Raw genomic sequence first — 12,837 nt, forward strand, 5'->3', positions numbered from 1 at the left:
GTGTCCCTCAGCTTGGCTTGTTGGCATGATGATGTGCGCGGTGTCGCGCCAGAATGGCGTGACCCTGTTCACCCAGATCCCAGAACAGACGCGTCATGATCTGCAACCCTTCGCGGGCGACGCTTATCAGCATATGCTCGTCCACGGCGTGCTGGCCGCAGGCCGGGTAAGAGTGAGGTATCCACAGCGTCGGCAGCCCGAGAATCTCGGCAAATACCTCGTTGGGCAGCGAGCCGCCGAGGTTAGGCAACAACGCCGGTTTTTTATCGCTGCACTGACGCATCAGGTCGAGCGCCCAGTCTACCAGCGGGTCGGTCGGGTCGAGACGGGTGGCGGGCGTACCACGTACCTCGCTGATCTCCACCATGGTGAAGCCGTGCTCGTCGAGGTGACGACGCAGATGCTGCGCCAGTTGCCGCCAGTCGGTGTCCACCACAAAACGTAGCTGGCATACCGCCGTAGCGTGGCCGGGAATGGCGTTCATCGGCCGCTGCGGATTGCCGGTCAGAAACGACAGCACCTCCAGCGTGTTCCAGCCGAACAGCCGCTCGGACGGGCTTAGCCCCGCTTCACCCCAATGCGGGTCGAGAGCCGGGTCCGTCGCCTGCCCGCCTGGCGTGATGTCCGCCAGAATCGTGCGCAACGCCGGTGTGAGGCGCGGTGGTTTCAGTGCATCCACCTGCATTTGACCGTGTTGATTGACCAGACAGGCAATCGCATTAGCCAGTTGCGTGCCGGGATTGCTCAGTAAACCGCCCCAGTTGCCGGAGTGGTAATCCCGCTCACGGGCGCGGATGGTCAGGCGAAAGTTGACGCAGCCGCGTGAACCCAGAAACAGCGTCGGGCGTTCGGCGTTGAGACGCGGGCCATCCGAAGCGATGAACAGATCGGCTTGCAGGTCTTGTGCATGACGGCGGCACACCTCGGCCAGGCCCGGCGAGCTTATCTCTTCGCCCATTTCAAACAGCCATTTGCAGTTAAAGCCAAGCCGCCCCTGACGGGCCTGAAAGACCTGCTCCAGCGCGGCGATATTGACGGTGTGCTGGCCTTTGTTGTCGGCGCTGCCGCGACCATACCAGCGACCTTCCCGCTCCACCAGTTGCCACGGAGAAAGCCCCTCGCTCCAGTGCTCGTCATCGCCGAACACGACGTCGCCGTGGCCGTAGCACAGCACGGTGGGCAGGCTGGCATCTTCAATGCGGGAGGCTATCAAAAATGGGCGATTAGCCGCGGCCGGGTTATCGATTTGCTGCAATTCGAAACCCAGCGCCTGTAACGCCGGTACGATTTCCCCGCTGAGATAGTGTTGTAGCGCGGCGTCCCGGTCATTGCGCTGACTTTCGCTGGCGATAGCGACGCGACGCGCCAGCACATCCCGAAAGCGGCCGCTATCGAAATACGCCAGCGCCTGTTGAATCACTTGTGGTGTCGTCATGTTGTGCCTGTCTGTGGTGATGTTTTTGTCGTGATGTTTTTTAGTGATGCGATAAACCACGTTCTAAATCATCGCCAGCATTGCCACAATAATAATAATTGCAAGCGAGCTTTGCTTTTAATATAAAGCGTCGTTGCACAAAAACGAGGCAAGCGGACAGGTTATGCATAGCAATGAAATCAGGTATTTCCTGACGGTAGCGAACACGGGGTCGCTAAGTGCCGCCAGCCAACAACTGTTTGTGGCGGTATCGGCCATCAGCCGGCAAATCCACAAGCTGGAGGCGCGCATCGGTGCGCCGCTGTTTGAACGCCATGCCCGCGGTATGGTGTTGACGGATGCCGGGCAAATCCTGGAAAACCACGTGCGTAAAAGCATGATGGACATGGAATACGCCATCGCCGAGATTCAGGGGTTAAAAGCGGTTCGGCGAACGTTTGTGCGGGTTGCCTGTACCGACGGCATGGCGTTTGATCTGCTGCCGGGGCTGTTTGCCCGCTTCCGGCAGGATAACCCCGCCGTCACGTTCTTTTTGCAGGTCGGTAGCGCGATACAGGTATCGGAAATGGTGCGCAACGGTGAATGTGATCTGGCGTTTCAGTTCAGCTTGTCGCCGGAACGCGGCATTGACGTGATGGCGTCGTACCCGGCGCCGGTGTTGCTGCTGATGCGCCCGGATCATCCACTGGCAAACAAAACCATCCAGCTCCCTGATCTGCATGGATTTCCGCTGGTATTGCCGCAACAGGGCACCACCATCCGCCAACTGTTCGATCTTTCCTGTCGGATGAGCGGCACCTTCCTGGAGCCGACGCTCAGTTGCAACAACTTTTCCGCGCTTTACTACTTTATGCAGCAGACGCCGGACGCCATTACCGCCTGTAGCCATTTTTCGGTGCTGTACCGGGCGCGACAAGACGGCTTGTTGCTGAAACCCGTACACAGCGAACCGTTGACTCAACGCAGCCTGCAGGTACAAACGCCGGCGGGTAAACATCGCTCGGCGGCATTAAGTCATTTCATCGCGTTTATCCTTGCCGAACTGGGCCGCGAACATGCACGGCTGGCAGCGGATATCGGACTGGAGCCGCACACATTCGGTTAGCCCAAGAGCGTCGGGTTAGCATTGCCAGCGGCAGATGCGCCAGTCTTTCTCCTGCGCTAACGCCGCCAGTTCAGGCGATGGATTAACCACGTAAGCCTGATCGACGAATTCCAGCATCGCCCGGTCGTTGAGCGAATCGCTGTAACCGTAAAGCCGGCCGAAGGGCTCGCCGTCGCGGTGTGCCAGCCATTCGCGGATACGGGTGATTTTACCGTGCTGATAGGTTGGTACGCCGTGAATATCGCCGGTAAAACGCCCGTCTTTCAGCGTAACGCCGATCGCCAGCGCGTGGTCCGCGCCCAAATGACGGGCGATGGGCTGCACCAGATGTTCGCCGCTGGCGGAGATAACCACCAGGGTATCGCCGCGCTGGCGATGCCAGTCCATGTGCTCTCGTGCTTGTGGATAGAGCCGGGGCAGAATATCGCGCTGGATAAAGCGTTCGATCCAACTGGAGACCGTCTCGGCCTCCAGACCAATCAGCGGCGACAGCGAGAGGTACATGTAATCTTCGATCGCCAGCGTACCCTGGTAGTAGCTCTGCATCAGGTGCTGTTCCCGTTGCAATAATTCTTTGCCGGCGAACCCCTCCGCCTCCAGCCAGCGCAGCCATAAGCCGGTGCTATCGGCGCAAATCAGGGTTTCGTCCAGATCAAACAGGGCTAAATCCATCAGGATCCTCCGGTAGTCAGCTGCGGATATCAGGTTGTCGGGTAACCGCCGACGCAATGGATGCGCCCGGCACGGCAAAGCTAAATATTGTACCGATCAATAATGACAGTCACGCATCCGTGCGGCGGTTAGGGAGCGGCATCGGCCAGTACCTGCCGCATCACACTGTTCTGCCAATCAAAATAAGGATTAAACGTCAGCCGCACGTGCGTTTTTCCCTCCTCCTGATAGCCCCAGTCGGAATACCAGAAGCGACTGCGATCGCGGCATTGCTCGTCTGATGGAGAGTTCAGGCCATTGCGGCAAAGTATTACCGAACCATTGCGGCCGTACAGCGGGTTATCCGGCGAGAACAAGACCGACATATGTGAAAACTGGCTGATGTGCCATTCAGGCAGACGATCGGCGCGTACCTGCTCACGGTTGGTGATGGCATTATCCGGTTGCCCGTACCAAATCAGGCGGCTGGCCGGGTGAGTAAAGTGCGTTCGAAAGAGCTGCCGCAGGTAAGGCGTATCCAATACCGAGTCGTGCTCGGCGACGACCATCAGCACCGGGCGATCATAGTTGTAGCGCCATAACAGGCGTCTTACCGCCAGGCTGGTTCGGTAATATTGCGCCAGACCGTTGGTCGGGACCGACAGATAACGTGTGGCTAACTGTGTCGGCGCATTGGGGCGAGGCGCGAGCAACCACTCCCGGAACGGGGCAATCACCGGCGTTAGAAAATCAAAGGTTGAATTGGAGCGAATCGCCGGAGAGAACAGCAGCAGCCCGCGAATGTTCGGGTGTTCCAGTGCGTATTCCAGAACCAGATTGGCGCCGGTGGAGAAACCGCCCAGATAAACCTCATCCACATCGCGTTGTAGCTGCCCGGCCTGTTCGGCGACGACCTGCCGCCAATCGTCTACCGATATCGGGATCATATCTTCCGGGCGGGTGCCATGTCCGGCCAGTAGTACCGTGCGAACAAGGTATCCTTGTTGCGCCAGTGCCGGTGCCACATCGCTAAATGTGCCGGGCGCATCGCCCAGCCCATGCACCAGCAGGATCCCTTTGCGGGGTTTCCCGGCGGGGCTGGTTTCCTGCGGTGTATTCCAGCGTAGCTCTTGTCGAATATCGTCGGACTGAAACGCCCGATGCTGCCGCACCCATTGCTCGGTTTGCTGTTGATAGGCGGTAAAAGAGGGCTGTCCTAACGGCGGCGTGGCAATACGGCCGCAGGCGGCGAGCATCGGCAGCATGATGATGCCGGCCAGCGTCAGCATTTTGGCTGTGAGTAATCGGCGCCGGAGAGCGGTAAACGAGTATTTCATAAAAAACCATCCTTGCGAGCGAGCGCGCACAATCGTAAGACGGTATGACAAGTTGATTGACGAAAATCATCCCTTGAATCATAACGATGGCGTCCTGAGGAAACAATTTTTCCGTGCAGGAAAACCGGGTATTGGAAATCGGTGCCGGCGGATAACGGCGTTGCGTCGGTATTAAATCCCAGCATGGAAAATATATAGCAATGAAATAATTAAATTTTGTTATTTGTTATCAATGGGTAATCAGTGCGACAATCGCCCGCCCCATCAATTGACACCGGCGAGCGGATCAGTGACAGTCCGCCGCCTGAACGATAACCCGAGAAAACACAAGCGCATTGAAGCGCTGGCCATGTTGTGTAACCCACTGCGTCAACACAATAGCGCCGAGTAAACCAAAAGGATGCGTGAGATGCGCACAGTAAAAAAACCTTATCCGCCGTTTCATGCTGAACATGTGGGCAGCTTTGTGCTGCCGCCTCGCCTGAGGCAGGCACGACTGGCATGGCGGCAGGGGCTCATGACCCGTGATCGGTTAACCGAAATCGAAAACGAAGAAGTGCTGAATGTGGTCGAACGTCAGAAGGATTGCGGTCTTCATGCGATTACCGATGGCGAACTGCGCGTATGCGATGGCATCACCGATTTTTTCTCCTGCCTGACGGGCATCGACGTGGACGACTCGGTCCTGCCGGACGACGAGATACCCTACCGGCTGCGTGTCGTGGGTAAACTCGATTTTGACGATAACCATCCATTTTTGACCCATTATCGCTTTTTACATCAGGCGGTGGGCGGCGGTGGGGGAATGCTGGCAAAGCAGACGCTGCCCAGCCCGAATATGCTGATGTACCCGGCTATCCGCAACAATGCGGTTTATCCCTCGCTGGAGGCATTTTGCGATGATCTGGCGGCGGTATACCGCAAGGTGATTCAGGCGTTTTATCGTCAGGGCTGCCGCTATATTCAACTGGATGATCTGTTCTGGGCGCACCTGTGCGACAACCGGGCGATGGAGCGGGAAAGTGCGGCTGGAGTCGAGCTGCATACGCTGCTGGAACGCTGTACCTACACGTTAAACCAGGCGCTGGCGGAACGTCCGCAGGATATGTTCATCAGTCTGCATATCTGTTGCCGCCGTTTTTCCCCAAACTGGGTTTACGGCCGCGGGCGTGAAGTCATGGGACATGCGATGGCGAATCTGGCGGTAGATAGCCTGTTTATCGAGTATGACGACCGCCGTCCGGTTGGACTGGAACCGTTACGGCAGGTGAACTGCCAGAAAGTGGTGTTGGGCGTCATAGATTCTCACCATGCCGGGCTGGAGACGCCGCAATCGATCAAAATGGCTATCAATACCGCCTCGTTGTACCTGCCGCTAAAGCAGTTGGCCATTAGCCCAAAGTGTGGTTTCGGGCACAGCGAGCCGGGTGGGCTGACGGAAGAGCAGCAATGGGCCAAGTTGAAGCATATGGTGAATATTGCTCATGAAGTCTGGACGCTACCGGAGTAAGCCGTCTTAGGTAGACGGCGGAGGGGGAATCCGTTAGCGCCTGCATCTCTCATCTTGATGCGGGGATTGATGAAAATAGACAGTCCATTCAGTGATCTGGCTCTCCTGTTGACCATTCGACGCTATACAGCTCTGTGAGAGCGCTGCACCATAAGCGCCGATGCCAGCTAGCTGGCTGGCAGGCAAGGCATTTTTTAATAAAAAAACGATCGGCTGACGCCGAGTTTGGGCCGGATCAGCCCGATCGCCTCTGACCAGATAAAGAGAATCTGTTATGGAAAGATGGTTAAAATCTCTGTTTGTTATGGTTTTATTTTTTGTTTTTACGGCGAATGCGGCTGATAAGCTGCCGAACATCGTTATCCTGGCAACCGGCGGTACGATTGCCGGCTCCGCGGCAACAGGTACACAAACCACCGGTTACAAGGCAGGCGCGCTTGGCGTGGATACGCTCATCAACGCCGTGCCGGAAATCAAAAAACTGGCTAATGTGAAGGGCGAGCAATTCGCCAACATGGCCAGTGAAAACATGACCGGTGATGTGGTGTTGAAGCTGAGTCAGCGCGTGAATGAACTGCTGGCGCGGGACGATGTGGATGGCGTCGTCATTACTCATGGTACCGACACGTTGGAAGAATCGGCCTATTTTCTTCATCTGACGGTGAAAAGCGACAAACCGGTGGTGTTTGTGGCGGCGATGCGCCCGGCTACGGCCATCAGCGCCGACGGCCCGATGAACCTGCTGGGAGCGGTGCGCGTGGCGGGCGATAAACAGTCTCGCGGCCGTGGCGTGCTGGTGGTGCTTAATGATCGTATCGGTTCCGCCCGCTACATTACCAAGAGCAATGCTTCGACGCTGGACAGTTTCCGTGCGCATGAAGAAGGTTATCTGGGCGTGATGATCGGTAACCGTATCTATTATCAAAATCGCCTCGATAAACTGCATACTAACCGTTCGGTGTTCGATGTACGCAGCCTGACCTCGCTGCCGAAAGTCGATATTCTTTATGGTTATCAGGATGATCCTGAATATTTGTATGACGCGGCCATCCGTTATGGCGCGAAAGGCATCGTCTATGCCGGTATGGGGGCCGGGTCGGTGTCGGTTCGTGGTATTACCGGTATGCGTAAGGCTCAGGAGAAAGGCGTTATCGTGATGCGCTCCACCCGTACCGGTAATGGTATCGTGCCGCCGGATGAAGCGCTGCCGGGGCTGGTTGCGGACTCTCTCAACCCGCCGCACGCTCGTATCCTGCTGATGCTGGCACTGACGCGTACCAGCGATCCGAACGTGATTCAGGAATATTTCCACACCTACTGATAGCCCTGAACGTGTAAGGTCGATTCGGTATACGCAGGCCGCCTTTGGGCGGCCTTGTTGTTGGTAAGAGACCTATAAATATCTGCAGCGCTTTTATGGGGGGATTTGCCATATCCGGCGTAAATGATGGCGTGTTGTGCTGGATTTGGCGGGAAAGCTGGCGTGAAGTCGCTTTCCCCATATTGCGACAATACGGAGGCTTTCTTAATGAGGATTGTTGCCTGTATGATTCAGCTCTTGGTACGACGGGCGCTGACTGGCGGCAACTTCGCTGCGGGGAGCAGGCCTGAGAAGAAAAAGAAGGACAGGTCGTGACATGACACAACCCATTTTTATGGTCGGTGCCAGAGGATGCGGAAAAACCACCGTCGGCGGCGAGCTGGCGCAGGCGCTTGGCTATGACTTTGTCGATACGGATATTTTTATGCAGCACACCAGCGGTTTGACCGTGGCGGATGTGGTCGCCGCGGAAGGGTGGCCTGGGTTTCGCCGTCGGGAAAGCGATGCATTGCAGGCGGTCACAACCGCGAATCGGATTGTGGCGACCGGCGGAGGTATGGTGCTGCTGGAACAAAACCGCGAGTTTATGCGTGCACACGGAACCGTCGTTTATTTGCACGCACCGGCGCAGGAATTGGCTCAGCGCTTGCAGGCCAGCCCGCAGGCACATCAGCGGCCGACACTGACCGGACGGCCGATCGCCGAGGAAATGGAAGCGGTACTCAGGGAACGTGAGGCGCTGTATCAGGATGTGGCGCACTATGTGGTCGATGCGACCCGGCCGCCGGCGGTCATCGTCGCGGAACTGTTGCAGACGTTGCGTTTGCCTGCGGCCTGACGGCCAATCGATTTTTTAACAGAAGGGTTGGGCATTATGCTGAATGTAAATGAGTATTTTGAAGGGAAAGTAAAATCCATCGGTTTTGACGGTAGCCGCATCGGCCGCGCCAGCGTCGGCGTGATGGAAGCCGGTGAATATACTTTTGGCACCGGGCAGGCGGAAGAAATGACCGTAGTCAGCGGTGCATTAAACGTATTGCTGCCGGGCGCGCAGGAATGGCAATTATTTGAAGCGGGCGCCGTTTTCAATGTGCCGGAAAAAAGCGAATTTAAACTGAAGGTGTCTGAACCGTCTTCTTATCTGTGCCGTTATCTGTAACCTGCGGTTTTTCCTTTCTTGATAATGACCGTCGGTGATACCGGCGGTCGTTTTCTACGACCTGCTTACCTATCGCTAGCGCAATCTGCTTGTCATCCTGTCGTTATATCGTTATCGAAACGTATTACTGGGATATCATTCTTAGGTGATAATGACGTTTAGTCATTACCAAGCGGAATGATGGTTATTTGAAAATATATATTTGCGTATATTATCTTTTTGTTATTAATTAAAAATCTCATACTCTTTTCTTATGGGAAAAATTTCAGATAAATCTGTAAATCTAGCGAGAGCCATTGTATTTTCCTGAGAGAGAACCTTTCTTTTGGCTGCGGTATCGATAGTCCGCGTGATGAGAGGAGATACTTCTGGTCGATAGTTTATTTTTCCCGAATGGAATGCCTCGTAACCGATGAGGCGATCGTTGTGGTTATCTAAAAAAAAGTATTTCAATAATTACGTGGTCATTATGTTTAAAACTATTCGCGCTCGTATTCTGGCCGTGTGTACGGCTATCATTGTGGTTGCATTGGTAATTAACACTTTCTTGAATTACCGGGTGACTGATAAATATAACGATGAGTCTATCAATAACCTGCTTACCGCCGTCACTGCCGGCCACAGCCTGGCTATCAGTGATTGGGTTGCTTCCAAAAAACAAATCATAACATCGCTCAATTCCGTTGCACTGACCAACGATGACCCTATCCCTGTATTTAAACAGATGGCCACGGCGGGCAGTTTCATCAATGTGTATATGGGCTACGCCAGTCATACCGCTAAATTTTCAGACCCAGGCGGCATCCCGGCTAATTATGATCCCACCGTTCGGCCCTGGTATCAGCAGGCGGTGAGAGAAGGGAAAGCCGTTGCAACCGCACCCTATCTGGATATGGCGACCAATACCATCGTGGTGTCGTTTGTGGCGCCGGTACTGGACGGCAACAGCGTCAAAGGCGTGCTGGGCAGCGACGTGACTATGGACAGCGTTATCGCCAACGTCAAAGCCATTCACCCGACGCCTGCCAGCTACGGGATTCTGATTCAGGCGGATGGCACCATCATCGCCCACCCGGATGCCAAATTAACGCTGAAAAAATTAACCGAGATTGTGCCGCAACTGAGTCTGGCATCGGTACTGAAATCCGACCGGCCGGTACAGCTGAACATCAGCGGACGCGACATGCTGGTGAAAACCCAGCCGGTAGCCGGTACTGACTGGTATGTGCTGGTGGCGTTGGACAAAGCGGAAGCGACCGCCGGTATGGGGTCGTTGCTGTGGACCTCGGTGATAGCACTGGTCATCATCAGTATTCTGGGGTCGGTGATATTGGGGCTGCTGATCAACGCATCCCTCAAACGCCTGTTGCAGATTCGTGATGCGATGGATGACATCAGCCACGGTAATAACGACCTGACGCAACGTCTGCCGGATGAAGGCCACGACGAGGTGTCGCAGATTGCCCGTTCGTTCAACAGCTTTGTCGATAAGCTCAGCATGATCATGCTACAGATTCGCGACATCAGCGCGTCGCTGCAAACCGCGACGGATGAAGTGGCGACCGGCAACAATGATCTGGCGTCCCGTACTGACGCGGCGGCCGCCAGCCTGCAACAGACCGCCGCCGCGCTGGAGCAGATTTCCGCGACGGTTACGCAGTCGGCCGGTTCAGCCCGTCAGGTGAACGACCGGGCGCTGGCGCTGGCGAACGATGCCGGCGCCGGCGGTAAGGTGGTGTCCGAGGTGATCAATACCATGGAAGAGATCGAGGTGGCGTCCGGCAAGATCGGCGACATCATCGGCGTGATCGACGGCATCGCCTTCCAGACTAACATTCTGGCGTTGAACGCGGCGGTGGAAGCGGCTCGCGCCGGTGAGCAAGGTCGCGGCTTTGCGGTGGTAGCCGGCGAGGTCCGTTCGCTGGCGCAGCGCAGCGCACAGGCGGCAAAAGAGATTAAGGCGTTGATTGAATCTACCGTAGAGAGCGTGGATGCCGGTTCTCGTCAGGTTCGCCAGGCCGGTAACACCATGACCGAGATCGTCGGCGGCGTTTCTTCAGTGACGACGGTGATGTCGGAAATCACCCATGCATCGGAAGAGCAGATGCGTGGTATTCAGGAGATTAACAAAGCGGTGGCGCAACTGGATTCGATGGTGCAACAGAACGCGGCGATGGTGCAGGAAGCGGCGTCCGCTTTCGCGTCGTTGCAGTCGCAGTCTGAAGAATTACACTCCTCGATTAGCCACTTTAAGCTGTAAAGCGACAGGGTGCCGGTTTATTCGGCACCCTGAGTTTGACGGGGATTAGCGTTGCGCCTCGCCGCCCAACGCCTCCGTCAGGCTGGCTATCAGTGCCGCCACTTCACCGGTCATCAGCGTAAAATCGGCGTCAAACCGCTGTGCTACGTCTTCCCGGTCGATATCGTCGTTTTGCTCGCGTAACGTATCGGCGAATTTCAGCCGCTTGAGCGAGCCGTCGTCCGCCAGCACCAGTTGGATACGTTCCTGCCAGTCCAGCGCCAGTTTGGTTACCACCTTGCCTGCTTCGATATGCGTGGCGATCTCGTCACTGACCAGTTCCTGTTTCTTACAGCGGATCACGCCGCCATCCTCCAGCACCGCTTTCAGTTCGGCTTCGTCCTGCAAGGTAAAACCGGCGGGTGTTTGGCCGGAACGCACCCACTCGGTCAGCGTCAGTTCGATCGGGTTTTCCATCGTGAGCGGCACCACCGGCAGCGAACCCAGCGTTTTACGCAACAGCGCCAGCGTATCTTCGGCTTTCTTGGCGCTGGCGGCATCCACCATAATCAGATGATTGACGGTGTCTATCCACAGCGAGATCTGGCTAAAACGGCTGAATGCGCGAGGCAGCAGGCTGTGCAGCACATCGTCTTTCAACGCGTCTTTTTCGGTTTTCTTCAGTTTGCGGTGTTGTTCGCCTTCCAGCTTGTCGATCCTGGCCTGTAGCGCCTGTTTGATAACGGGAGCCGGCAGGATCTTTTCTTCTTTGCGCGCACAGATCAGAATCTGACCGTTGACTACGTGCGTCAGAGCGTCGCCGTGCGGGCCCATCGGCGAAACCCAGCCGGTTTTGGTCAGATCCTGGCTGCCGCAAGGGGTGAAGGCGAAGGAGGCCAGCTGTGTCTCCATGGCGTCCGCAGAGAGGCTGATATCGCGGCTCAGGCGATAGATCATCAAATTTTTAAACCACAGCATTTTTCTTCCCAGACTGGCGCGTCTTGGGCGCAATATCTCGTGATAACACGGAGCGAGTTTCAAGACGCAGGGGTTATTCGCAGCGGGCATAATAACGAATTGTGGTGAGAGGCGGTACGATAATGTCATCATCAGTGGTACGTGAGTTCGGTAGATAAACAGGAGACAACGTGCGAATAGGTATTGATTTGGGCGGTACCAAAACCGAGGTCATTGCGTTGACGAACGAAGGCGAGGAGGCGTTTCGCCATCGCGTGGCGACGCCGCGCCACGATTATCGTCAAACGTTACAAACTATCGCCGATTTGGTCGATATGGCGGAGCAGGCTACCGGCCAACGCGGTAGCGTCGGGGTGGGGATTCCCGGCACGCTGTCGCCGGTAACCGGGCGGGTTAAAAATGCCAACTCGGTCTGGCTGAACCAGCAGCCGTTGGATCAGGATTTGGCGCAACTGCTGGGCAGGCCGGTGCGGATAGCGAATGACGCCAATTGTTTTGCGGTATCCGAAGCGGTGGATGGCGCGGCTGCGGGGGCGGGTAAGGTGTTTGCGGTGATTATCGGCACCGGTTGCGGTTCCGGGATAGCGTTGAATGGCCTGGTGCACAGCGGACGTAACGGCGTAGCCGGCGAGTGGGGCCATAACCCGCTGCCCTGGATGGATGCCGACGAATGGCGCGATCAGCAGACGATGCCCTGCTATTGCGGCCGCACCGGATGTATCGAAAGCTTTATTTCCGGCACCGGCTTTGGCATGGATTATCAGCGTTTGAGCGGCGATGCACGCAAAGGGCATGAGATTATCGCGCTGGTGGAGCAGGGCGACAGACTGGCGGAACAGGCGCTGCAACGCTATGAACAGCGGTTGGCGAAGTCGCTGGCGCACATCGTTAACGTGTTGGACCCGGATGTGATTGTACTGGGCGGCGGCATGAGTAACGTGATGCGGCTGTATGACACCGTGCCTGCGCTGCTGAAACCCTGGGTGTTTGGCGGTGAATGCGACACGCCGATCCGGCGGGCGATGCACGGCGATTCCAGCGGCGTGCGCGGCGCGGCCTGGTTGTGGCCGCGGGAAGCATAAGCGAGAGGGGGGCGTGGTGA

Annotated in this window: 11 protein-coding genes; 7 read left to right on the forward strand and 4 right to left on the reverse strand. The window is 56.3% G+C overall.

Annotation, left to right across the window (positions count from 1 at the left end; translation table 11 throughout):
* Positions 1-7 precede the first annotated feature (7 nt).
* Positions 8-1,435 carry a M20 family metallopeptidase gene (locus tag FDP13_RS02495; RefSeq protein WP_012770791.1) on the reverse strand — a complete coding sequence of 476 codons (1,428 nt, stop codon included), beginning with the start codon at positions 1,433-1,435 and terminating at the stop codon, positions 8-10.
* Positions 1,436-1,598: 163 nt separating this feature from the next.
* On the opposite strand from FDP13_RS02495, the gene FDP13_RS02500 reads away from it, so the two are divergent.
* The gene (locus tag FDP13_RS02500) at positions 1,599-2,540 is read left to right on the forward strand and encodes a LysR family transcriptional regulator (protein WP_033576014.1); all 942 of its coding nucleotides are present in this window, start codon (positions 1,599-1,601) and stop codon (positions 2,538-2,540) included.
* A gap of 15 nt (positions 2,541-2,555) precedes the next feature.
* Here the strand turns inward: FDP13_RS02500 and FDP13_RS02505 are convergent, their stop codons facing one another.
* A complete protein-coding gene (locus FDP13_RS02505; protein ID WP_143838488.1) occupies positions 2,556-3,212 on the reverse strand; it encodes an HAD family phosphatase in 657 nt (218 codons plus the stop codon).
* Between the two features lie 128 nt (positions 3,213-3,340).
* Entirely contained in the window at positions 3,341-4,528 is a 1,188-nt protein-coding gene (locus tag FDP13_RS02510; RefSeq protein ID WP_033576012.1) for a carboxylesterase, read from the reverse strand.
* A 409-nt stretch (positions 4,529-4,937) separates the two neighbouring features.
* Here FDP13_RS02510 and FDP13_RS02515 point away from each other — a divergent pair, with 409 nt between their 5' ends.
* The 5 genes from FDP13_RS02515 to FDP13_RS02535 all read left to right on the forward strand — a co-directional run bounded on the left by FDP13_RS02515 (position 4,938) and on the right by FDP13_RS02535 (position 10,778).
* Positions 4,938-6,038: a methionine synthase gene (locus FDP13_RS02515; RefSeq protein ID WP_012770787.1), complete on the forward strand. Its 1,101-nt coding sequence runs from the start codon at positions 4,938-4,940 to the stop codon at positions 6,036-6,038.
* 304 nt (positions 6,039-6,342) lie between these two features.
* On the forward strand, positions 6,343-7,359 hold the full coding sequence (locus FDP13_RS02520; RefSeq protein WP_231578079.1) for an asparaginase: 1,017 nt from the start codon (positions 6,343-6,345) through the stop codon (positions 7,357-7,359).
* 316 nt (positions 7,360-7,675) lie between these two features.
* The gene (gene aroL / locus FDP13_RS02525; RefSeq protein WP_012770785.1) at positions 7,676-8,197 is read left to right on the forward strand and encodes a shikimate kinase AroL; all 522 of its coding nucleotides are present in this window, start codon (positions 7,676-7,678) and stop codon (positions 8,195-8,197) included.
* 36 nt (positions 8,198-8,233) lie between these two features.
* Entirely contained in the window at positions 8,234-8,518 is a 285-nt protein-coding gene (gene ppnP / locus FDP13_RS02530) for a pyrimidine/purine nucleoside phosphorylase (RefSeq protein ID WP_012770784.1), read from the forward strand.
* A gap of 469 nt (positions 8,519-8,987) precedes the next feature.
* Positions 8,988-10,778, forward strand: coding sequence for a methyl-accepting chemotaxis protein (locus FDP13_RS02535; RefSeq protein ID WP_143838490.1), 1,791 nt, complete (start codon positions 8,988-8,990; stop codon positions 10,776-10,778).
* Positions 10,779-10,823: 45 nt separating this feature from the next.
* Here FDP13_RS02535 and rdgC read toward each other — a convergent pair whose 3' ends face one another.
* On the reverse strand, positions 10,824-11,735 hold the full coding sequence (rdgC, locus tag FDP13_RS02540; RefSeq protein WP_027712858.1) for a recombination-associated protein RdgC: 912 nt from the start codon (positions 11,733-11,735) through the stop codon (positions 10,824-10,826).
* A 170-nt stretch (positions 11,736-11,905) separates the two neighbouring features.
* Here rdgC and mak point away from each other — a divergent pair, with 170 nt between their 5' ends.
* Positions 11,906-12,817: a fructokinase gene (mak, locus tag FDP13_RS02545; protein WP_033576008.1), complete on the forward strand. Its 912-nt coding sequence runs from the start codon at positions 11,906-11,908 to the stop codon at positions 12,815-12,817.
* The last annotated feature ends 20 nt before the right edge of the window (positions 12,818-12,837 follow it).

The organism is Dickeya sp. ws52 (genome assembly GCF_007210685.1).
Taxonomy (GTDB): domain Bacteria; phylum Pseudomonadota; class Gammaproteobacteria; order Enterobacterales; family Enterobacteriaceae; genus Dickeya; species Dickeya chrysanthemi.